Source organism: Serratia rubidaea, assembly GCF_016026735.1.
Taxonomy (GTDB): Bacteria; Pseudomonadota; Gammaproteobacteria; order Enterobacterales; family Enterobacteriaceae; genus Serratia_B; species Serratia_B rubidaea.
Genome location: NZ_CP065640.1, coordinates 3,274,647 through 3,296,705, shown reverse-complemented (window position 1 = coordinate 3,296,705; position 22,059 = coordinate 3,274,647). Strand labels below are relative to the sequence as shown.

The 22,059-nt window shown below is 57.4% G+C and carries 22 protein-coding genes; 11 read left to right on the top strand and 11 right to left on the bottom strand.

Annotated features, from left to right (window positions below; all coding sequences use genetic code 11):
• Window positions 1-9 precede the first annotated feature (9 nt).
• On the top strand, window positions 10-339 hold the full coding sequence (gene tusE, locus I6G83_RS15380) for a sulfurtransferase TusE (RefSeq protein WP_054305514.1): 330 nt from the start codon (window positions 10-12) through the stop codon (window positions 337-339).
• Window positions 340-350: 11 nt separating this feature from the next.
• On the opposite strand, the gene yccX is transcribed toward tusE, so the two are convergent.
• A complete protein-coding gene (gene yccX, locus I6G83_RS15375; protein ID WP_054305513.1) occupies window positions 351-629 on the bottom strand; it encodes an acylphosphatase in 279 nt (92 codons plus the stop codon).
• 239 nt (window positions 630-868) lie between these two features.
• Here yccX and rlmI point away from each other — a divergent pair, with 239 nt between their 5' ends.
• Both rlmI and hspQ read left to right on the top strand, forming a co-directional pair.
• Window positions 869-2,059 carry a 23S rRNA (cytosine(1962)-C(5))-methyltransferase RlmI gene (rlmI, locus tag I6G83_RS15370; RefSeq protein WP_171020791.1) on the top strand — a complete coding sequence of 397 codons (1,191 nt, stop codon included), beginning with the start codon at window positions 869-871 and terminating at the stop codon, window positions 2,057-2,059.
• Between the two features lie 77 nt (window positions 2,060-2,136).
• On the top strand, window positions 2,137-2,454 hold the full coding sequence (gene hspQ, locus I6G83_RS15365) for a heat shock protein HspQ (protein WP_054305511.1): 318 nt from the start codon (window positions 2,137-2,139) through the stop codon (window positions 2,452-2,454).
• Window positions 2,455-2,507: 53 nt separating this feature from the next.
• Here hspQ and I6G83_RS15360 read toward each other — a convergent pair whose 3' ends face one another.
• Window positions 2,508-2,921: a CoA-binding protein gene (locus tag I6G83_RS15360; protein WP_054305510.1), complete on the bottom strand. Its 414-nt coding sequence runs from the start codon at window positions 2,919-2,921 to the stop codon at window positions 2,508-2,510.
• 292 nt (window positions 2,922-3,213) lie between these two features.
• Between I6G83_RS15360 and I6G83_RS15355 the strand changes: the two genes are divergently transcribed.
• Window positions 3,214-3,768, top strand: coding sequence for a DUF2057 family protein (locus I6G83_RS15355; RefSeq protein WP_054305509.1), 555 nt, complete (start codon window positions 3,214-3,216; stop codon window positions 3,766-3,768).
• A 128-nt stretch (window positions 3,769-3,896) separates the two neighbouring features.
• Window positions 3,897-4,355 (top strand): methylglyoxal synthase, encoded by a 459-nt coding sequence (locus I6G83_RS15350; RefSeq protein ID WP_054305508.1) that lies wholly within the window; start codon window positions 3,897-3,899, stop codon window positions 4,353-4,355.
• Between the two features lie 35 nt (window positions 4,356-4,390).
• Here I6G83_RS15350 and helD read toward each other — a convergent pair whose 3' ends face one another.
• Window positions 4,391-6,445 carry a DNA helicase IV gene (gene helD / locus I6G83_RS15345; RefSeq protein ID WP_054305507.1) on the bottom strand — a complete coding sequence of 685 codons (2,055 nt, stop codon included), beginning with the start codon at window positions 6,443-6,445 and terminating at the stop codon, window positions 4,391-4,393.
• 159 nt (window positions 6,446-6,604) lie between these two features.
• Here helD and I6G83_RS15340 point away from each other — a divergent pair, with 159 nt between their 5' ends.
• Window positions 6,605-7,057, top strand: coding sequence for a YccF domain-containing protein (locus I6G83_RS15340; protein ID WP_015671805.1), 453 nt, complete (start codon window positions 6,605-6,607; stop codon window positions 7,055-7,057).
• 27 nt (window positions 7,058-7,084) lie between these two features.
• On the top strand, window positions 7,085-9,220 hold the full coding sequence (yccS, locus tag I6G83_RS15335) for a YccS family putative transporter (RefSeq protein WP_054305506.1): 2,136 nt from the start codon (window positions 7,085-7,087) through the stop codon (window positions 9,218-9,220).
• A 42-nt stretch (window positions 9,221-9,262) separates the two neighbouring features.
• Here yccS and I6G83_RS15330 read toward each other — a convergent pair whose 3' ends face one another.
• On the bottom strand, window positions 9,263-9,871 hold the full coding sequence (locus I6G83_RS15330; RefSeq protein ID WP_054305505.1) for a TfoX/Sxy family DNA transformation protein: 609 nt from the start codon (window positions 9,869-9,871) through the stop codon (window positions 9,263-9,265).
• Window positions 9,872-10,101: 230 nt separating this feature from the next.
• Between I6G83_RS15330 and sulA the strand changes: the two genes are divergently transcribed.
• A complete protein-coding gene (sulA, locus tag I6G83_RS15325; RefSeq protein WP_054305504.1) occupies window positions 10,102-10,614 on the top strand; it encodes an SOS-induced cell division inhibitor SulA in 513 nt (170 codons plus the stop codon).
• 361 nt (window positions 10,615-10,975) lie between these two features.
• Window positions 10,976-12,043: a porin OmpA gene (ompA, locus tag I6G83_RS15320; RefSeq protein ID WP_015671801.1), complete on the top strand. Its 1,068-nt coding sequence runs from the start codon at window positions 10,976-10,978 to the stop codon at window positions 12,041-12,043.
• A gap of 112 nt (window positions 12,044-12,155) precedes the next feature.
• On the opposite strand, the gene matP is transcribed toward ompA, so the two are convergent.
• Window positions 12,156-12,614: a macrodomain Ter protein MatP gene (matP, locus tag I6G83_RS15315; RefSeq protein ID WP_015671800.1), complete on the bottom strand. Its 459-nt coding sequence runs from the start codon at window positions 12,612-12,614 to the stop codon at window positions 12,156-12,158.
• A gap of 208 nt (window positions 12,615-12,822) precedes the next feature.
• Here matP and I6G83_RS15310 point away from each other — a divergent pair, with 208 nt between their 5' ends.
• Both I6G83_RS15310 and fabA read left to right on the top strand, forming a co-directional pair.
• Window positions 12,823-14,571, top strand: coding sequence for an AAA family ATPase (locus tag I6G83_RS15310; RefSeq protein ID WP_072186089.1), 1,749 nt, complete (start codon window positions 12,823-12,825; stop codon window positions 14,569-14,571).
• A gap of 68 nt (window positions 14,572-14,639) precedes the next feature.
• The gene (fabA, locus tag I6G83_RS15305; protein WP_054305502.1) at window positions 14,640-15,158 is read left to right on the top strand and encodes a bifunctional 3-hydroxydecanoyl-ACP dehydratase/trans-2-decenoyl-ACP isomerase; all 519 of its coding nucleotides are present in this window, start codon (window positions 14,640-14,642) and stop codon (window positions 15,156-15,158) included.
• 92 nt (window positions 15,159-15,250) lie between these two features.
• Here fabA and I6G83_RS15300 read toward each other — a convergent pair whose 3' ends face one another.
• The 6 genes from I6G83_RS15300 to I6G83_RS15275 form a co-directional block, all read right to left on the bottom strand.
• Window positions 15,251-15,739: a fimbrial protein gene (locus tag I6G83_RS15300; RefSeq protein WP_054305501.1), complete on the bottom strand. Its 489-nt coding sequence runs from the start codon at window positions 15,737-15,739 to the stop codon at window positions 15,251-15,253.
• A 391-nt stretch (window positions 15,740-16,130) separates the two neighbouring features.
• Window positions 16,131-16,298 (bottom strand): ribosome modulation factor, encoded by a 168-nt coding sequence (gene rmf, locus I6G83_RS15295; protein ID WP_004964703.1) that lies wholly within the window; start codon window positions 16,296-16,298, stop codon window positions 16,131-16,133.
• 274 nt (window positions 16,299-16,572) lie between these two features.
• Window positions 16,573-17,133, bottom strand: a complete 561-nt coding sequence (gene pqiC / locus I6G83_RS15290) for a membrane integrity-associated transporter subunit PqiC (protein WP_054305500.1) — start codon at window positions 17,131-17,133, stop codon at window positions 16,573-16,575.
• On the bottom strand, window positions 17,130-18,776 hold the full coding sequence (gene pqiB, locus I6G83_RS15285; protein WP_054305499.1) for an intermembrane transport protein PqiB: 1,647 nt from the start codon (window positions 18,774-18,776) through the stop codon (window positions 17,130-17,132). The genes pqiC and pqiB overlap by 4 nt, the downstream gene beginning before the upstream one ends.
• Complete coding sequence (gene pqiA, locus I6G83_RS15280; RefSeq protein ID WP_371851006.1) at window positions 18,763-20,073, bottom strand: membrane integrity-associated transporter subunit PqiA; 1,311 nt, start codon at window positions 20,071-20,073, stop codon at window positions 18,763-18,765. The genes pqiB and pqiA overlap by 14 nt, the downstream gene beginning before the upstream one ends.
• A gap of 77 nt (window positions 20,074-20,150) precedes the next feature.
• Window positions 20,151-22,055 (bottom strand): ABC transporter ATP-binding protein, encoded by a 1,905-nt coding sequence (locus I6G83_RS15275; RefSeq protein WP_054305497.1) that lies wholly within the window; start codon window positions 22,053-22,055, stop codon window positions 20,151-20,153.
• Between the last annotated feature and the right edge of the window lie 4 nt (window positions 22,056-22,059).

Below are 22,059 nucleotides of genomic sequence, written 5' to 3'. Positions count from 1 at the left end.
TGAGGCTGTATGTTGGAGTTTGAAGGTCAGATTATTGATACCGATGCGCAGGGCTACCTGAAAAACAGCGCCGACTGGCATGAAGGCCTGGCGCCGCTGTTAGCGGCGCAGGAAGAGATTGTCCTGACGGACGCGCATTGGGAAGTGGTGCGTTTTGTGCGTAATTTCTATCAGGAATTTAATACCTCACCGGCAATCCGTATGCTGGTGAAGGCCATGGCGCAGAAGTACGGCGAAGAAAAAGGCAACAGCCGCTATTTATACCGCTTATTCCCGAAAGGCCCGGCCAAACAGGCAACCAAGATCGCCGGTCTGCCCAAGCCGGTCAAATGTATCTAAGCCGCCGACGCTCAATAGCGAATCGTAAATCCCTGTAGGGCCTGCGCGCCCCTTGGCTCCACCAGCACGCGATCAACGCGCGCGCTGCGTGGGCCGCCCTGCTGCAGCCAGTCGATCAGCGCCTCAACCTGCTGCGCTTCCCCGCACGCCAACACTTCCACGCTGCCGTCATCCAGGTTGCGCGCATAGCCGCTCAGGCCCAACGCCGTCGCCTTAATCTGCGTGTTGTAACGAAAGCCCACGCCCTGCACCAGGCCGTAGACATAGGCCACTTTACACATCTGCGTCATCACCGCCCCCTCTTTATTACCACTCCGCCGCGCCGTTTCCTGCCGCTGCCGCCGGCGGAATATCACAACTCTGTCGGATTATTCTAACAAATCACGTAAACTAGCCCGACATGATGGCCGCTGCGCCATCCAGCGGACATCCATCCCACATCGCCGGCCGACGCCCTCGCCCGCCGATGATTGATGTCATTTTGACTGATAATGACCTATCCGTCGTCATCCACCGTATTGAAAGAGTAATTATAATGCGCCTGTTTCTCGCTAAAGGACGTGAAAAGTCCTTGCTTCGTCGTCATCCCTGGGTCTTCTCCGGCGCGGTCCAACGCATCGAAGGCAAACCGCTTTCCGGCGAAACCATCGATATCCACGACTGTCAGGGAAAATGGCTGGCCCGCGGCGCCTATTCGCCGGAGTCGCAAATCCGTGCGCGCGTCTGGACCTTCCAGCAGGATGAGGCGGTTGATAGCGCGTTCTTTATCCGCCGCTTACAGCAGGCGCAAAGCTGGCGTGACTGGGTCGCCAAACGCGACGGCCTGAACGGCTACCGCCTGATTGCCGGCGAATCTGACGGCATGCCGGGCATTACCATTGACCGCTTCCAGAATTTCCTGGTGCTGCAGCTGCTGTCTGCCGGCGCTGAACATCAACGCGCCGCGCTGATTACCGCCCTGCAGCACTGCTACCCGGAATGTGCGATTTACGATCGCTCCGACGTGGCGGTGCGTAAAAAAGAGGGCCTGCCGCTGACGCAGGGCCCGGTGCTGGGCGAGCTGCCGCCGGCGCTGTTGCCGATTACCGAGCACGGCATGCAGCTGCTGGTCGATATTCAGCAGGGGCACAAAACCGGTTTCTATCTCGATCAGCGCGACAGCCGCCTGGCGGCGCGTAATTTTGCCGCCGGTCGCCGCGTGCTGAACTGCTTCTCCTATACCGGCGCTTTCGCCGTCTCGGCCCTGATGGGCGGCTGCAGCCAGGTGATCAGCGTTGATACCTCGCAGGCGGCGCTGGACGTGGCCCGCCAGAACGTTGAGCTCAACCGGCTGGATGTCAGCAAGGCCGAGTTCGTGCGGGACGATGTGTTCCAGCTGCTGCGCAACTGTCGCAATCAGGGAGAGAAGTTCGACCTGATCATTATGGATCCGCCGAAGTTCGTCGAAAATAAAAACCAGCTGGCCAGCGCCTGTCGGGGCTATAAAGATATCAATATGCTGGCGCTGCAGCTGCTCAATCCCGGCGGGATCTTGCTGAGCTTCTCCTGCTCCGGGCTGATGGCGACCGATTTGTTCCAAAAAATCCTGGCCGACGCCGCTGTCGATGCCGGTTGTGATATACAATTTATAGAGCAGTATCGGCAGGCCGCCGATCACCCGGTGATCGCCACCTATCCGGAAGGGTTGTATCTGAAAGGGTTTGCGTGCCGGGTGATGTAACTTGAAATAGGCCGTTTTGCCCCCATATCCAGGGTATGCAAAGGATCGGGCAAAAAACTGTTTCTCAGGAGGTCACCATGATTGCCAGCAAATTCGGTATCGGACAACAGGTTCGTCATAAACTGCTGGGGTATCTGGGCGTCGTGATTGATATCGACCCGGAATACTCTTTGGAACAACCCAAGGCTGACGAAATCGCCGCCAACGATGATTTACGTTCCGCACCGTGGTACCACGTCGTGATGGAAGACGAAGAGGGCCAGCCGGTGCATACCTATCTGGCAGAGGCGCAGCTGGCCGGGGAAGAGCAAGATGCGCACCCGGAGCAGCCGTCGCTTGATGAACTGGCTGAATCCATCCGCAGCCAGCTGCAGGCGCCCCGCCTGCGCAACTGAGCATCACGCCTGAGAAACCCGCAGGGCCCGACGCTACATCGGGCCCTGTGTTTTTATCGCTCCAGCCCCAGACGCGGGATTTCGATTTTCGGGCAGCGATCCATCACCACTTTGAGTCCGGCCGCCTGCGCCAGCTCTTCCGCCTGGCTATTAATCACGCCAATCTGCAGCCAAAGCACCTTGGCGCCGATGGCAATCGCCTCCTGCGCCACGCCGTAGGCCGCTTCCGAATTACGAAAAACATCGACCATATCAATGGAATGGGGAATGTCATCCAGACTGGCGTACACCTGCTGACCCAGCAGCGTCTGTCCGGCCAGCTTCGGGCTGACCGGCGTCACCTGATAGCCCTGCGACAGCAGGTAGGCCATCACGCCATAGCTCGCGCGCGCGGGTTTATCGCTGGCACCGACCAGCGCAATAGTTTTCACCTGCCGCAGCACCTCGGCAATTTCACGATCGTCCATCTCGCTCTCCTGATTATTGGCGGCTAATACCTGCCGTTTAGTCTATACCCAAACGCGCTCGCAGGCAGGCAATAAACCTGCGCCGATAAGTCCCGGATAAAAATAACAAACGCTGCAACCCTGCGGCATTTTTGCGGTCTGAAGGAATCAACCGACCGGCGGCGGCGGATTATGTGTCTAACAATCAATAAAAATGACAAAATGTAAGCCGTAGCGGCTGACGGAAAAATTTTGACACACTGTGTCCGCTCCCCAACAATAGAAAGCATGCCTGCAGATAAGGAGATAACGAATGAAATTTGGTCTGGTGGTTACGGGATTGCTCGGCGTGTGCCTGAGCCTGCCGGCCGTAGCTACGACCCTGAAACTCTCCCCGGATATCGAACTGTTGGTCGTTGACGGCAAGCAGATGACCGGCTCGCTGTTAAAAGGCGCTGACAGTCTCGAATTAAACGGCGGGCAGCATCAACTGCTGTTTAAGGTCAGTAAACCCCTGCACGCGGCAAGCCAGCCGCCTTCGTTATACACCTCGCCGCTGATGCTGGTGGCATTCAACACGCATAATGTCAGTACGGTGGCGATCCAGCTCCCCCCGATCGACAGCCAGCAGGATGGCCAACGCTTTGAACAGCAGCAAAACTATCAGGTGATTGATAAACAGGGGAAAGCATTGCCGGCAAAACGCGACATTCTGCGCATTACCCCACCGTATGCCCATGAGCGGCTGGAGAAAACCGTCGCCGACTATAACCGCCAACCGCGTCCGGCCGCCGTTCCGGCCTTTGCGCGCCAGAGCGCCGACGATCGGGAACGCTTATCCGGCGCTAAACCCTGGCATACGCCATAATGCCCTCGACAGCGGGCCAAAAGCCGGCGGATATCACTTAATCATAATTTTCAATGCGTAAACGCTAGGCAGAAAAACGCGGTTTCAGTAATCTGCTGAGTATGAATCGGTAAGCCAAGGATATTGCAATGGAAGTGACTACCCGCACGATTGCGGAACGTAAACATATCGCCCTGGTGGCGCACGATCACCGTAAACAGGATTTGCTGCGCTGGGTTGAAGAGCATAAAGCGGCGCTGTCCCAACACCAGCTGTACGCCACCGGCACCACCGGCAATCTGATCCAGCGCGCCAGCGGTATTCCGGTACAAAGTATGTTAAGCGGCCCGATGGGCGGCGATCAGCAGGTCGGCGCGCTGATCTCGGAAGGCAAGATCGATATGCTGATTTTCTTCTGGGACCCGCTCAATGCCGTGCCTCATGACCCCGACGTCAAGGCGCTGCTGCGTCTGGCGACGGTGTGGAACATTCCGGTGGCCACCAACCGCGCCACCGCCGATTTCCTGATTGACTCCTCACTGTTCACACAGGCCGTGGACATCACCATTCCCGACTATCAGCGCTATCTGCAAGCACGCCTGAAATAACGGCCGATGCCGGGCCGACTGCCGCGGCCCGGCGATCACGGTTTTTTCTGCAGCGGCACGCCCAGCTCATGCAGCTGTTCGACAAATACCGACGGCCGCTCGCGATCCTGCAGCAGCCACACCTGATGTTTGGCGCGCGTCAGCGCCACGTACAGCAACCGCCGCTCTTCCGCATCCGGGAAATCTTCCGGCTGCGGCAGCAGCACGTCTTCCAGCACCGATTCGCGCACTACCGCCGGGAAACCGTCGTTGCCGTCATGCAGCCCGACGATAATGACATACTCCGCCTGCTGCCCCTTGCTGGCATGGATAGTCATAAAGTCGAGATTCAGCTTCGGCCAGCGGGTGGCGGCCTTCTGCAACAGCTCCGGCTTTAAGTGGTGGTAACGCGCCAGCAGCAAGATGCGTTCGTCGGGTTTGGCGTAACCGCTGAGCTTATCCAGCAGATTTTCCAGCTGCTCCTGCGGCAGAATCGCCACCGACTTCTTGTTGCCTTTGCTCAGGCTGTTAAGCGGCTTTTTCAGCTGATGCGGGTTCTGCTGTACAAAACGGTTGGCGATATCGCCGATGCGTTCGTTGAAGCGATAGGTGGTATCCAGCGCGCACTGCGCCCCGGCGCCGAAGTTCTCGGCAAACGCGGTGGTCAGGCTGAGCTCCGCCCCGCTGAAACGATAAATAGCCTGCCAGTCGTCGCCGACGGCAAACAGGCAGGTCTGGGTATTCTGCTTGCGCAATGCGGCCAGCAGCTGCGCGCGCTGCGGTGAAATATCCTGGAACTCGTCCACCAGAATATGTTTCCAGGGGCTGACGAAGCGCCCTTTTTCCAGAATGTTGACCGCCTGATGAATCAGGCCGGAGAAGTCGACCGCCCCCTCCTCCTTCAGCGCGCTTTTCCACGCCTTCAGCAGCGGCGCCATCAGCCGGATACGTTTGGAGAACAGATCGCGGCTCTCGTCATCCGCCTGCTCAATCATCTCCGCCTGGCTGCCGCCGTGCATGCGCATCAGGCCCAGCCAGCGCTCCAGGCGCCCCGCCAGGCGCGACGCCAGCCGCCGATCCTGCCAGAAGTCCCCTTCGGGCACTTCCCACGCCAGCTCCTCCGTCAGCCACTGACGCCAGCCTTTCGCCTGCGCCTTTTTCTCGGCGCACTGCTGCTGCCAGTTGGCAATCAGTAAGTCACGCCGGGCCTTGCTGTCGGTTTCCAGCTTACTGATGACGGGAACTTTACGGCTGCCCTGCTGGATAATCTGCAGCGCCAGCGCGTGAAAGGTTTTCGCCTGAATCGCGCTGACGCCCAGGCGTTCCTCTATCCGCTGGTTCATCTCTTCGGCCGCCTGCCGGCCGAACGCCAGCAGCAGGATCTGTTCCGGCGCCGCCTCCTGCCGGCGCAGCAGCCACCCGGCGCGCGCCACCAGCACGGACGTTTTACCGCTGCCGGCGCCGGCCAACACCAGCACCGAGTCTTCACCATTGACCACCGCCCGGCTTTGCGAATCGTTCAGCGGCGAGGTTTCCACCGTCCGGAAGAAATCGTCATGCTCCGCCAACATCCGCTCCGTCCACTGCCGGTTGCGCTCGGCGACGCTGTGCGGCCCGTGCTGCAGCCACTGCAGGCAGAGGCGGTAATCATCGCGGCAGTTGTCAAAACTTTCCAGACGCGCCGCCGGCATCGGCAATGCGCCGAAGGCCTCGCGGATCTGCTGCTGCAGCTTGCCCAGCGACGACCGCTTGAACCATTTGTCCTGCTGCTCAATGCGCCGGATGTTTTCCACCTGCTGCTGCAGCACGCCGGCGCTGATCTCGCTCATTTCGGCGCTCCAGCGCTGCCACGCCTGCAGCATATAGTGGTAGAAACGCTGTGTTTCCTGCCATTCGGTGCCGTGCAGACGCACCACTTTTTCGTCCGGCAGTTCGAACTCCAGTTCACCCCAGACGATGCCGCGCTTACAGCGGACCTCGATCAGCTGATTGAACGGAATCAGGTATTCATGCTTTTCACCGCTGACCTCAACGCCGGCATGCAACAGTCGTACTCTGTTATAAGGATGCTGAGCCAGGTGTTTTCCCAGCGATGTCGCTTTAAGTTCCATATCGGCGTGCCATGACTCTATTGAGATTGGAGAGTTGCCAGTTTACCTGCGATAAGCAGTGGCACTCTAGCGCTAAAAAAAGGGTAGAATAGTTTCTACGTTTTGATAGCAAACGCAACCGCCCTGCGGTTTGACCATGATTAGAGCAGAGTCCCAACTATGCGTACTGTACTGAATATTCTGAATTTTGTGTTAGGCGGTTTTTTCACGACCCTGGCGTGGCTGTTTGCCACCCTGGTCAGTATCGTCTTAATCTTTACCCTGCCGTTAACTCGCTCCTGCTGGGAAATCACCAAACTCTCCTTCCTGCCTTACGGCAATGAAGCAATCAGCGTCAACGAACTGTACCCGGAAAAAAGCAATGCCCTGCTTTCCGCCGGCGGTTCGCTGCTCAATGTGTTCTGGCTGATCTTCTTCGGCTGGTGGCTGTGCCTGTCGCACATTGCCGCCGGCATCACCCAGTGCATCAGCATTATCGGCATCCCGGTAGGCATCGCCAACTTTAAAATCGCCGCCATTGCGCTGTGGCCGGTCGGACGCCGGGTGGTTTCCGTCGAAATGGCTCAGCAGGCCAGAAGTGAAAATGCACGTCGCCAATACCAACAACGTTAACTTTTTCTCCGTCTGAGGAGTTTTTTTGTGCTTGCTTTTGCACCGGCGCTGCGTCGTTATGCCTACAACAGCAGTTTGCTTTACAACCTGCGTATTTTTATCGCTCTGGTCGGCACCACCGCCGTTCCCTGGTGGCTGGGCGTTGCCAAGCTCACCATTCCGCTGACGCTGGGGGTGGTCGCCGCCGCCCTCACCGATCTGGATGACCGGCTCGCCGGCAGGCTGCGTAATCTGCTGATTACGCTGGTCTGCTTCTTTATTGCTTCCGCGTCGATCGAACTGCTGTTCCCCTACCCGTGGCTGTTTATCCTGGGCCTGGCGCTGTCTACCTGCGGCTTTATTCTGCTGGGCGCCCTGGGGCAGCGCTATGCCACCATCGCGTTTGGCGCTCTGCTGATTGCGGTGTACGCCATGCTCGGCACCTCGATGTATGACGTCTGGTATCAGCAACCGATTCTGCTGATTGTCGGCGCGGTGTGGTATAACCTGCTGACGCTGATCGGCCATCTGCTGTTCCCTATCCGCCCGCTGCAGGAGAACCTGGCGCGTTGCTACCAGCAGCTGGCCAATTATCTGGACGCCAAGGCCAATCTGTTCGACCCGGACGCCGAAAAGGACGCCGACCTGCCGTGGATGGACGTCGCCATGGCCAACAGCAGCCTGGTCAGCACGCTGAACCAGACTAAAATGTCGCTGCTGACCCGCCTGAAAGGCGATCGCGGCCAGCGCGGCACCCGCCGTACCCTGCATTACTACTTTGTCGCGCAGGACATCCATGAGCGCGCCAGCTCTTCACACGTACAGTATCAGGCGTTGAGCAAACAGTTCCGCCACAGCGATATTCTGTTCCGCTTCCAGCGGTTACTCAGTAAACAGGCCCGCGCCTGCCAGCAGCTGGCGCAGTCAATCCTGCTGCGGCAGAAATATCAGCACAACAGCCGCTTTGAACCGGCGTTTACCCGTATCGAAGAGGCGCTGGCGCGCATCGCCGTCAATGCTGATAACCGCGAGCTGACCAAGGCGTTGTCCCATCTGCTGAAAAACCTGCGGGCGATTGACGCCCAGCTGGCGAATATTGAATCGGAACAGGCGCTGGCCAACGGTCAGGAAGAAGAGAACAGCCTGTCAGACGACCGGCTCACCGGCTGGAGCGATATCCGCCTGCGCATCAGCCGCCACCTGACGCCGCAATCGGCGCTGTTCCGCCATGCCATCCGCATGTCGGTCGTGCTGTGCATCGGCTATGCGTTTATTCAACTGACCGGAATGCGGCACGGTTACTGGATCCTGCTCACCAGCCTGTTTGTCTGCCAGCCTAACTACAACGCCACCCGCCGGCGGCTGGCGCTGCGGATTATCGGCACCCTGGCGGGCGTTCTGATCGGCCTGCCAATCCTGTACTTTGTCCCGTCGACCGAAGGCCAGCTGGTGCTGATCGTGATCAGCGGCGTGCTGTTTTTCGCCTTCCGTACGGTGCAGTACGCTCACGCCACCATGTTTATCACCCTGTTGGTGCTGCTGTGCTTCAACCTGCTGGGCGAGGGTTTCGAAGTCGCCGCTCCGCGCGTTTACGACACGCTGCTGGGCTGCGCCATCGCCTGGGCGGCCGTGACCTTTATCTGGCCGGACTGGCGCTTCCGTCAGCTTTCCGCCGTCGTCAGCAAAACGCTGGATGCCGACTGCCGCTACCTGGACGCCATTTTGGTGCAGTACCACGAAGGGAAAAATAACGGTCTGCCTTACCGTATTGCCCGCCGCGACGCCCATAACAGCGATGCGGAACTGGCGTCGGTGATCTCAAATATGTCCGCCGACCCCAAAGCCGACAAGGCGACGCAGGACGCAGCCTTCCGGCTGCTGTGCCTTAACCATACGCTGCTGAGTTATATTTCGGCATTGGGGGCCCATCGTGAACGGCTGACCAATATCGACGTGTTCAACGTGCTGAACGACGCCGTTTGCTACGTAGACGGCGCGTTGCAACACGACGCCGCCGATGCTCAACGCATCAACCTGGCGCTGGAAAAACTGTCCGCGCGCATCGCGCAGCTGACGCCAGAGCCAGAAAGCAAAGAGCAGTTAGTTCTGCAGCAAATAGGGCTGGTTGTGGAGCTGCTGCCGGAGCTGACGTCGTTGAACGCGCAGATTGGGCAATCACAATGAGCCTGTAGCCAGATTAAGGCGCGTTAAAGTCGTTAACGCGCCTTACTGCGGCATTTGTTGATTAAACCAGGCGCTCAGTTCTCCGCGAATCTCATCGGGCAACGCGGCGTGATGGTAGCCGGCAATCGCGCCGGCCAACGACAGCAGCGCCTTCAACCCCAGGTTTTTTTGCTGCCGCATCAGCTTCTGAAAAGAGCCCTTGGCCCCCTGCAGACGCAGATCATACACGTCGCGGATCCCCACCCGCCACAGCAGCCGCTCCAGGCCGGCATCGATATTGGGCAGCCCCTTCAACCGCCGGCTGCCGCGGCTGCGGCTCTGTATCTCTTTGTTCGCCTCGCGCTTTGCCTGCCAGGCCAGCGCAAACAGCGCCTGCGGCTCGCCCCACAGCTGATGGTCCACCCAGTAATAGCGCATGATGATCGGCACGCCGCGCTTTGAGTACACCATGTTGACCATGCCGCGTGCGCGAAACTCCGACTCCAGACTCTTGGTGGCGCGCAAATACATTTCGCCGTCGGCAACGACGGCGAACATCACGCCGTCTGCCAGTAATCCGTAGCCGCCGAACTGTGAACGGGTAGTAATAGTGCCCAATGTATCAAAACAGGCTTTTGCCTGTGCGACTCTTGCTATTGTTCTTCCATGCATAACGTTCTCCTCTGTGGCTTCTCAGTCAATCATAATTAAAATCAATAAGATAAAACTTACGAGAACACGTAATAGAAAAATACGCATTAATGTCTGCACTGCCAATCACAATTCAGATATGTACAAAAAACGTTCACGATTATGCGAGGCGTGACGAAAAATTGGCTTGATCTCGGGAGATATTGCGGATACTGTATATACATACAGTACAACTACAGGCGGGATATCACATGCGTACTCAATCACTTCACAAAGCCCATCGCAGCCATAACGCGTTTACCCTGAACGGTGCGCAGAACGCTTCTGCGGGCAGCGCCAGCGAAAATGGCCTGATCGGTGAATTTGTTTACAACGAGCATCAGCCCGCGGTCACTCAGCTTCTATTATTACCGCTGTTGCAGCAGTTAGCCACCCAGTCGCGCTGGCTGTTATGGCTAACGCCGCAGCAGAAACTCAGCAAGCTGTGGCTGCAGCGCTCTGGCCTGCCTGCAGATAAAGTCGTACAATTGAGCCAAATCAGCCCGATCAATACGGTCGATGCGATGGAAAAAGCGTTGCTGACGGGGAACTACAGCGCCGTTCTCGGCTGGTTGCCCGAGCTAACCGCGGAAGATCGTCTAAAATTACAGCGGGCGGCTGAACAGGGTCATGCTTACGGTTTTATTATGCGTCCTCAGCGTGACACAATCCCGGCTCAGGGACAGTTTCCGACCCTAAAAATTCACTCTTCTTTGTATCATTAAGTAAATTTAGGATTTTTCCCATCATTTTTATCCCCCGAAAACGGAACCTTTGGGGGATCATGGACAAAGCGAGAGCAGCCGCGGTTCCACGCCCTCAGTCGAACAAAAAATCGGCTAAAAATGCGCCTAAATTTGTTAGCAAATATGACTATTTCTGCGTTTTTTTTTAGAGCTTTATCACATCACACTTGTAACTTTCGCGCCACGTTGTAGACTTTACATCGCCAAGGTTGCTCTATAACGCCAGTAAAAAACTGGAGAGTAACAAACGAGGGCACAAACCTTGGCGAAGGAATTTAACCAAGGGCTTAAAAATCAGCTTTAAAGCTCATTGCCTATTTGGATGATAACGAGGCGCAAAATGAAAAAGACAGCTATCGCATTAGCAGTGGCACTGGCCGGTTTCGCTACCGTAGCGCAAGCCGCCCCAAAAGATAACACCTGGTACACCGGTGCTAAACTGGGCTGGTCCCAGTATCATGACGTAGGTTTCTATGGCAACGGCTACACCGGTACCGGTAACGGCCCAATCCATGAAAACCAATTGGGTGCTGGTGCGTTCCTGGGTTACCAGGCGAACCAATACCTGGGCTTCGAGCTGGGCTATGACTGGCTGGGCCGTATGCCTTACAAAGGCAGCGTGAACAACGGTGCTTTCAAGGCACAGGGCGTTCAGCTGGCAGCTAAACTGAGCTACCCAATCGCTGACGATCTGGACATCTACACCCGTCTGGGTGGTATGGTATGGCGTGCAGATTCCAAAGCTAACTTTGGCAATGGCACCCGCATCAGCAACCACGACACCGGCGTTTCTCCGCTGGCTGCAATTGGTGTTGAATACGCACTGACCAAAAACTGGGCTACCCGCCTGGATTATCAGTTCGTTAGCAACATCGGCGACGCAGGCACCGTGGGCGCACGTCCAGACAACACCATGCTGAGCCTGGGCGTTTCTTACCGTTTCGGTCAGGACGAAGCTGCTCCAGCACCAGCGCCAGCTCCAGCTCCAGTTGTTGAAACCAAGCGTTTCACCCTGAAGTCTGACGTTCTGTTCAACTTCGGTAAAGCTACTCTGAAACCAGAAGGCCAGCAGGCTCTGGATCAGCTGTACTCCCAGCTGAGCTCTATGGATCCTAAAGACGGTTCCGTAGTTGTTCTGGGCTACACTGACCCAGTTGGTAAAGATGCAGCCAACCAGCGTCTGTCTGAAAACCGCGCTCGCAGCGTAGTTGACTACCTGGTTTCTAAAGGCATCCCTGCAGACAAAATCTCTGCACGTGGCATGGGCGAAGCTAACCAAGTTACCGATAGCTGCGGTTACAAAAACGGCCGTGCTACCAAAGCACAGATCGAGTGCCTGGCACCGAACCGCCGTGTAGAAATCGAAGTTAAAGGCGTTAAAGACGTTGTAACTCAGCCTCAGGCTTAAGTTACCGCTTCTTAATAAAAAACCCCGCGCTGCGGGGTTTTTTTTCGCCTTCTGCCCATTGCCGCCATAAAAAAACCGGCGCGCGGCCGGCTTTATCGTGAGCTGCCCATCCCTACTCTTCGTCTTTGCCCAGAATCGCTTGCAGATCTTGTTTCAGCGATGACATCTGGCTGGCGTATTTCTCTTTACGCTCGGCATCTTCAATCAGTTGTACCACCGTTTCCGACAGCGTCACGCCGCGACGACGGGCTAACGCCGCCAACCGCTGCCACACTAAAAACTCCAGATCGATGGATTTTTTACGCGTATGCTGGTGCTCGGAGTTAAAATGGCGTTTGCGTCTGGCACGAATGGTCTGTTTCATCCGGTTATCAAGCGCAGGGTTCATATGGGCATGAATCCATGCCAGAACTTTAACCGGCTCATTTTCCAATTTTAGCAGCTCGTCAACCGCATCCTGCGCAGCGCTGTTTTCAATGTAGCGGGTGATAAGTTCCCCTTCCCGGTGCTTCTTCACCAGGTATTTCCATTTCCAACCGCTCTCCAGATTTTCCAGTTGCTGATATTTCATCGTGAGCTCTTCAGTGACCGCGTAACTTCAATAAGCATAACAGCTTTACGCCGAATTTCCCCGGCAATTAAAACCTCTGACAGACTGTTTTTTGCACAGTCGTCGCCCGATGTCAAACTCCCGGACATCAAGCGGCACTCCACTGTATCAAGCTGACGTTATTCTTGTATAATCGCTGTTTCACTTTTTGATAACTGCATCTAACACTTTGACCAATAACCGACTTGAATGGCAATCCTTGTTGCCTGCCGTTGCGCCTTACCAGGCGATATTCGATTCTGCTGCTCAGTTGGCGCCCGTCACCTTTGCTGCGCTGCAGCCCCGGCTGGATAATGCCCTGACGTTATTCTGCCACCCACGTTCTCAACCCCGTTTTATGCTGCTTAAGGCGCAGGAAAACCGCGAATATCTGGCATTAATTGCGAATGCGGTCACACAGCGTCAGCCGCAGCAGCCTGCCTGCCCCGGCAGCCATTACACCGTGCACAACGGTCAGGTTCAGGTTGAGCCGGCCAGCCAGGGCGATGAGCCGTTTGCCGCCGCCGGCGCCTGCATTTACCAAGAGTGGGTTGAGCCTGAACAGCTGTTTGGCTGTGTACGCCAGCTGCAGGGCAACGTTTCGCTGGCGCCGGGGTTAATACACCGCGCCAACGGCGGCGTGCTGATTCTCTCCGCGCGCACCTTGCTGGCGCAGCCTCTGATGTGGCTGCGTCTGAAACAGATGATCGAGCAGCGCCAATTCCTGTGGTACTCCCCGGATGAAACACGCCCGCTGCCGGTCACCATCCCGCCGATGCCTCTGGAGCTACGACTGATTGTGGTGGGCGACCGCCTTGGGCTGGCCGACTTCCACGAAATGGAGCCGGAAATCAGCGAGCTGGCGATGTATGGCGAATATGAAGAAGAGCTGCAGCTCGCCGACGATGAAGATATGGTGCTATGGTGCGGCCATGTGAATACCCTGGCGGCCGAACGCCAGTTGCCGGCGCTGGCAGCCGACGCCTGGCCCCCGCTGCTGACGCAGGCGGTGCGCTACAGCGGTGACTGCGCCAGCCTGCCGCTCTCACCGACCTGGCTGGGCCAACAGCTGTCCGAGGCGTCGCTCTATGCCGAAGAAGGCCAGATTACCGCCAAGGCGCTGGACGCCGCCCTGACCACCCGCCAATGGCGCGAAGGCTATCTGGCGGAGCGGATGCAGGATGATATCGAGCTCGGCCAGATTCTGATCCAGACCGAAGGTGAAGTCGTCGGCCAGATTAACGGCCTGTCGGTGCTGGATTATCCCGGCCATCCGGGCAGCGTCGGCGAGCCTTCCCGCATCAGCTGTGTGGTGCACCTCGGCGACGGAGAATTTACCGACGTCGAACGCAAAGCCGAGCTGGGCGGTAATCTGCACGCCAAAGGCATGATGATTATGCAGGCGTTTTTGATTTCCGAACTGGAATTGGATCAACAGCTGCCGTTTTCCGCCTCGATGGTGTTTGAGCAATCGTATGGTGAAGTCGACGGCGACAGCGCCACGCTGGCCGAACTGTGCGTACTGATCAGCGCCCTGTCGCAACAGCCGATCAACCAGCAAATTGCCGTCACCGGCTCCGTCGACCAATTTGGCAACGTACAGCCCATTGGCGGCGTTAATGAAAAAATCGAAGGATTCTTCGAGGTCTGCCAACGCCGCGGCCTGACGGGCCAGCAGGGCGTTATTTTGCCGGCGGCCAACGTACGCCATCTGTGTCTGCGCCAGGAGGTGGTCGATGCGGTGCGTGAAGGACAATTCCATCTGTGGGCGGTGGACAGCGTGGCGGAAACCTTGCCATTATTAACGGGTTGCCTCTATACCGATGAACAGCAGCCTAATCTGCTGTCGGCGATTCAGGAACGGATAGCGCAGGTGAACCCGCAGGAACGGCAACGTCCATGGTGCTTACGCTGGCTCAACTGGTTTAACCACGGCTGATCGGACTTGTTCAGCGTACACGTGTACGCTAACCTTCGTCCTTCATTAAAATAAGGTTTACTGAGAACATGGTAGATAAACGCGACTCCTATACGAAAGAAGACCTCGAAGCATCCGGCCGTGGCGAGCTGTTCGGCGCCGGTGGCCCGCCGTTGCCGGCAGGTAACATGTTGATGATGGACCGCGTGGTCAAAATGACAGAAACAGGCGGCACGCACGGTAAGGGCTACGTTGAGGCAGAGCTGGATATCAATCCGGACCTGTGGTTCTTCGGCTGCCACTTTATCGGCGATCCGGTGATGCCTGGCTGTCTGGGTCTGGACGCCATGTGGCAGCTGGTAGGCTTCTACCTCGGCTGGCTGGGCGGCGAAGGCAAAGGCCGCGCGCTGGGCGTCGGCGAAGTGAAATTCACCGGTCAGATTCTGCCGACCGCGAAAAAGGTCACCTACCGCATCAACTTCAAGCGCGTTATCACCCGTAAATTGATTATGGGCGTCGCCGATGGCGAAGTACTGGTCGACGGCGAAGTGATTTACACCGCCACCGATCTGAAAGTGGGCCTGTTCAAGGACCCAACGGTATTCTGATGACAGACAGTGGCTTCCCCAAACGTCGCCACGGGTCACTGAATAGCAGAAAGCCTCGCCAAGCGAGGCTTTTTTAATGCGAGATTTCCGCACTACCAGTCGCTGCCGTAGTTGAACGCAATCCGCGCCTCAACCGCTCCCGGCTTCACCTGGTCATGTAACGCCACCAGCATCGCTTCAAACACCAGCATATCACCAACCAGCGGGAAACTCTGTCCCTGCTCCGGGAGAATAGGCTTGCCGATGCAAGAGAGACGAATGCCGATATCCGGATGCGACGTGGCAAACAGCGCTTCGTCACCCGGCGCGCTCGCGCCGCTAAAATAGCCCACCATCGCCTTGCACGCCTGATTGAACACTACCCGCCCCTGCATGGCGGCCGCGCTGCTGCCGGCCACGCGAAATACCGAGACAGAGACCGTCGCCATCATGATCTCTACGTCGGCCGGTTCTGCAGCGGCGCGCACGCTCGGTTCAGAGACCGGTGGTGTCGCCAGCGGCAGCAGGCCGCCGCCCAGTTCGGGCACGGTCAACGGACTATCGAGAACTTCCGCGCTAAAACGAATCGATTTACTCGCCATATTATTTCCTTATATTCCCTTTTATTGGTAAACCCGCTTGCGCCAGGCTTTACACGCTTCTCCTCACAGGCTGGTTACGAATACGTCGTCACCTTGCAGCAACGTCTCTGACGTCGCCAGCCTCGCACTACGGATTATCACTTCAGCAGATAAAACCATAGCGACAATTCACTACATAAATCATTGTTATACAATGACTTTATAGAGTGTTAATAACATAAACAGGGAATTAATAAAGAAAAGTTAATCAAATAATCAGGCGTTTTTTTGCGGGGAAACATGGAAACTGGCGCTTCAGATAACCCTGATGAACGGTAACGTTACCCAGGTACAGAAATGAAAACCTCCGCGCACCGGCGGAGGTCATTCCTTCTTCATGACAGGGAGCCGCTTAAGCGGTCACAGCCCTGTCCTCCATGGCTTGTCGCCAACCTCCCAGCCAATTGGCCCGGGCGTCTAAAGACTGGTAGGGACAAAGTTCCCTGGAACGCCCTGAAAGACCTGCTTGGTAACCACGGGACTGTGCCCGCTCCAGACGATCTCGCTTCTGTCTCTTCATGCCTCGTTTCCCTCATTCTTGGTCTGCTGGAAAGAAAACAGCGGCCACTTTTTGTGCAGCCACGAATAATCAATAGCGCGATTCGCAGTGAAGATCAATGCGCAAATTTCACGCCAGTGTCATATTTGTGAGCTATACACGCAGAAATCGCTAAGTGGCTGATAACGCGAGATTCAATGTAATTAATTGAAATATATCAATAAAAAACGCCGGCGGGTCATCGTTCCATGACGCGCCGGCGTTCGCTTAGACCGTTTCGCTCCCGCTTATAGCATCAGAAAGCGCCCAGCTGGGCGGCGATGGCCTGCGCCTCCTGCTGCCAGCCCGTCGCCAGCGTGCGCACCAACGCATCGTAGCCGTCTTCGCTCTGCGTCAGCTCCAGGCTGAACGGCCGCTTGATCATCCGCCCCTGGCGGTTCAGCACCCACTCGCCGCGAATAATCGCCTTGCCGTCGTAGCGCCCGTGGAAGCCGGTGATCGTCACGTTAAGCACATCCTGATCGCTGCTCATCGGCTGCGAAGACACCAGCCAGCCCGGCAACGCATTGCTCAGGTTGGTGACCAGCGACTGCTGCAGCTGCTGATCCAGCGGGCTGGCCCACAGGTTGTTCTGACCAATCACATACTGCACGTCGTTGGTCTGATACACCACGCCGTTCTGCGCCAGATAATCCGCCACGCCGACGTGCTCCAGCCACAGCTGATGCGACGCCGAGGCGGCGCTCCCCTGCTGCGCCGGCGCGCTCATCGCCGGCAGCTGATAGTAGGTTTTCTGTGGCGTACTGCTACAGGCGCTGAGCAACAGCGCCAGAGTTACCGGAATCCATTTCATCATTGTTTGGCCTTCTTCGGCTGAGGATCGTCGCTGCTCTTGGCTTCAAACACCAATGCATTGCTCTTTTCATTCAGGGTGCGCAGCACCGGCTGCAGTTCGCGCAATACCTGATCCAGACGCTGCATATCACCCACCATTTTATTGTAGGCAGGCGAACCCGGCTGGAAGCCTTTCATACTGCGGTTCAGCTCCTGCAGCGTTTTCTGCATATCCTGCGGCAGATCTTGCATCGCCTTGCTGGACATAATCTCGTTCAGCGACTTCATGGTTTCCTGCGTTTCACGCATGGTGCGTTGGCTTTCCGCCAGCGTTTTGGTCGCCTCGTTGATCATCGGGTTCAGCGGCATCGCATTGATCTTATCCAGCGTCTGCATCAGTTTCTGCTGGATCTGCGCCAGGCCGCCGCTGGTGGTCGGCAACAGCGGATAGCCGAACATTTTACGCGGCCCTTCCCAGCCTTTCTGCTGCGGGTAGAAGTCCAGATCGATATACAGCGAACCGGTCAGCAGGTTGGCGGACTTCAGCGACGCGCGCAAGCCACGCGACTCGGCGTCCTTCAAGTGCTGTTCCATATCGAAGTCTTTGCCCAGCTGTTTCTGGAAGCGGTCCGGCTCAATGCGGATCAGCACCGGAATACGATAATCACTGTTCAGACTCTGTTCCAGGCCCTCTTTATAGAACGGCACCTGCGCAACGGTCCCCAGACGGATACCGCGGAACTCAACCGGCGCGCCTGGCTGCAGGCCGCGTACGGAGTCCGAGAAGAACATCAGGTAATCTTTATGTACGGTATACAGCGAATCCTGAATACTGCGCTGGTTCTCATACAGCTCGTACACGGATTTCTCTTTCGCCTGCACGCCGCGCTCCCAGCCCTGCGGGACGTCAAAGCTGACGCCGCCGCTGAACAGGGTGGTCAGCGAGCCCATCTCAACCCGCATGCCCTGCGCCGACATATCGAACGTTACCCCGCTGTCTTTCCAGAAGCGGACGTTGGTGGTGACCAACTGGTCGTAAGGGGCGGAAATAAACAGCTGGTAGCGCATGGCGCGGATTTTCGGGTCGAAGTAGCTGGTTTCCACCGAGCCGACGCGATAGCCGCGGAACAGCACCGGATCGCCGGCGTTCAGCTGGCCGGATTTATCGCTGTCGAGCACCACGCGCAGCCCTTTGGCGTCCGGCGAGGCCAGCGGCGGCGCATCCAGCAGCTGGTACTCCTCTTTGCCCTTCTCGCCTTTGCTGCCGGGCTGCAGCTCAATATAGGCGCCGGACAGCAAGGTGCCCAGACCGGTTACCCCTTCACGGCCGATCTGCGGCTTCACCACCCAGAAGGCGGAGTCCTGACGCAGCAGCTTATTCATGCCGGCGTTGAGTCGCGCCGTCACCAGCACCTTGTTCAGGTCGTCGCTCAGCGTCACGCTCTCGACGGTGCCGACGTCCACGCTGCGGCTTTTGATTTTGGTTTTACCCGCCTCAAGCCCTTCCGCCGTCGTGGTGTATAAGGTCACCACCGGCCCCTGATGACTGAAATGGTAAAACAGGATCCACGCGCCGATCAGCGCCGTGACGATCGGGATAATCCACACCGGCGACCAGCGCTTAATCTTTTCAACATCCGCGACGCTATGATTACTTTCCGTCACCTTGCGGCTCCTTCTTTATTGTTTCACTTACGCGATCCCAACTCAGGCGGGGATCAAACGTCATGGCGGCAAACATCGTGAGGATCACCACCAGGGCGAACAGCAGCGCGCCGGTCGCAGGATAGATACTCATCAACTGTCCCATTCGTACCAACGCCGACAGTACGGCGATCACAAACACGTCAATCATTGACCAGCGGCCGACAAACTCGACAACTTCATAAATCAGATGCATGCGCTCACTGTCCGCACGCTGCTTCCCTTTCACGTTGGCGTCCCAGCACAGCCAGCCGATGGCCAGCATTTTCAGGCTCGGCACCATAATACTGGCGATAAAAATCACCATGGCGACCGGATAGGAGCCGTCGCTCCACAGCAAAATTACCCCGGCCATCACGGTGGACGGCATTTTATTGCCCAGCGCCTCCGTCACCATAATCGGCAGCAGCATCGCCGGGATATACAAGATAAATGAGGTGATCAGCAGCGCCATGGTCCACTGCAGGCTGTTGTGGCGTCGTACATGGCCATGACTGTGACAGCGCGGACAGCGCAACTGTTCCGCCGGCAGAATGGCGGTGCAGCAGCGGCAGGAACGCAGCCCCTGGCGCATGCCGGTCGTACCGATCGTGACCGGCTGTTCGATCGGCGGCGCAGCGGCAATGTCGCGCCACAGCCAGCGGCGATCGACACACTGGAAGGCGCGCACCTGCAGCAGGCAGAACAGGCAGTAAGGGATAAAGCTGGTGCCGATGCCGATATCGCCGTAGGCCATCAGCTTGACGAAGCTGACCAACACCCCCGCCAGGAAGATCTCCACCATGCACCAGGTTTTGAACTGGAACAGCACTTTCGCCATCCACACCTTCAGCCCCTGCGGCAGCCTTACCCGGCCGCACAGCAGAATGATCGCCAGCATGCAAAACGTCGGGATCAGTTGGACAAACACCATAAACAGCGTCGCCATGCTGGCGTAATCTTCCGCCACCATCACTTCGGGGATCTGGATAAGTTTGATTTCGCTGACGATGCCGGCCACGCGCATATTGACGAACGGGAACAGGTTGGCCACCAGCAGCATAAACAGGGCGCTGAGCGCGTAGCCAATCGGCCGTTTGCGCGGTTCATCCCAACGGGCGCTGAGCTGGGTTTTGCAGCGCGGGCATAGCGCCTTGCTGCCATAGGCCAGAGGCGGCATCGCCACCAGCATGTCGCATTGCGGACACAGAATCAGGCCATCTTGCTGCTCGCCGTGCAACGAATGGCTATGCTGCTGGTGATTGTCGTGGGAACACACCATTTTCCTCCTTAACAACATCAACGCTCAATGCTGTAATCCGGCCCGCAGCAGCATGCGGGCCGGGTCTGAGCCAATCAGCCGTTTTTCATTGCTTCCAGTTCTTCCCAGCGGGCAAATGCGCTTTCCAGCGCCTGCTCGGCGGCGGCCAGATCGCCCAGCACCTTTTGCGTCTCCTCATGGGGACGTGAGAAGAAATCGGCGTCGCTCACTTCGGCCTGTAACGCCTCAATGTCCGTCTCCAGCTGTTCGAGGCGCTGCGGCAATTGTTCCAGCTCACGCGTCAGGTTATAGCTTAGTTTGGTCGCTGGCTTCTTCGGCTGCTCGGTTTTTTTCTCCGCCGGTTTGCTCTGGGCCGCCGGCGCGGTCTGGCGGATCGGTTTGGCGGTGGCGCGCTGATGGTGGGCGTCATAGTAACCGCCGACAAAGGCGTTAATCACGCCGTTGCCTTCAAAAATCCAGCACTCGGTCACCGAGTTGTCAACAAACTGACGGTCGTGGCTCACCAACAGCACGGTGCCCTGATAGCCGTCGATCAGCTCTTCCAGCAGCTCCAGCGTTTCAACGTCCAGATCGTTGGTCGGTTCATCGAGAATCAGCAGGTTGCTGGGCTTCAGGAATAACCGCGCCAGCAGCAGGCGGTTGCGTTCACCGCCCGACAGCGCCTTCACCGGCGTCATCGCGCGTTTCGGATGGAACAGGAAGTCCTGCAGATAGCCGAGCACGTGGCGTGAGCGGCCGTTGACCATCACTTCCTGTTTGCCTTCCGCCAGGTTGTCCATCACCGTACGCTCTGGGTCCAGCTCCGCACGGTGCTGATCGAAATAGGCTACCTCCAGCTTGGTGCCGCAGTGCACGCGGCCGCTGTCGGCCTGCAGCTGACCGAGCATCAGCTTCAGCAGCGTAGTTTTGCCGCAGCCGTTCGGCCCGACCAGCGCAATTTTGTCGCCGCGCTGCACCTGGGCGGAAAAATCACGCACCAGCACTTTATCGCCGACCTGATAGTTGACGTTTTCCAGCTCGAAGACAATTTTGCCGGAGCGCGTCGCCTCTTCCACCTGCATCTTGGCGGTGCCCATCACTTCACGGCGTTCGGCGCGCTCCATCCGCAGCGCTTTCAGCGCGCGCACGCGCCCCTCATTACGGGTGCGGCGCGCCTTGATGCCCTGACGGATCCACACCTCTTCCTGCGCCAGTTTGCGGTCGAATTCGGCGTTTTGCAGCTCTTCCACCCGCAGCGCTTCCTCTTTGCCCAACAAATACTGATCGTAGTTGCCCGGCCAGGACACCAGTTTACCGCGGTCAAGATCGATGATGCGCGTCGCCATATTGCGGATAAACGAACGGTCGTGGGAGATAAAGATAATGCTGCCCTGGAACTCCTTCAGGAAGCCTTCCAGCCAGTCGATGGTTTCAATATCCAGGTGGTTGGTCGGTTCGTCCAGCAGCAGCACGCGCGGCGAGCTGACCAGCGCACGTCCCAGCGCCGCCTTACGCAGCCAGCCGCCGGAAAGCGATGACAGCTGCGCTTCGCCGTTCAGACCCAGCTGCGCCAGCACCTCGGCAATCCGGCTATCCAGCTGCCACAGCCCGTGGTGATCGAGGATCTCCATGACCTTCGCCATCTTCGCCAGGTTTTTCTCGCTGGGATCCTGCTCTACCTCGTGAGAGATCGCGTGATAGGCCTTCAGGTGTTCGGCCTGTTCGGCCACCCCTTCCGCGACAAAATCAAACACCGTGCCGCCGATATTGCGCGGCGGATCCTGCTGCAGGCGTGCAACGATCAGATCCTGTTCGTAAATCACCCGGCCGTCATCCAGCGGCTGTTCCTTACCGAGAATTTTCAGCAGGGTGGATTTACCGGCGCCGTTGCGCCCGACCAGACAAACGCGCTCGTTGTCTTCGATATGAATTTCGGTGTTGTCCAGAAGCGGCGCATCGCTGAAAGAGAGCCAGGCGCCGGACATGCTAATTAACGACATAGTT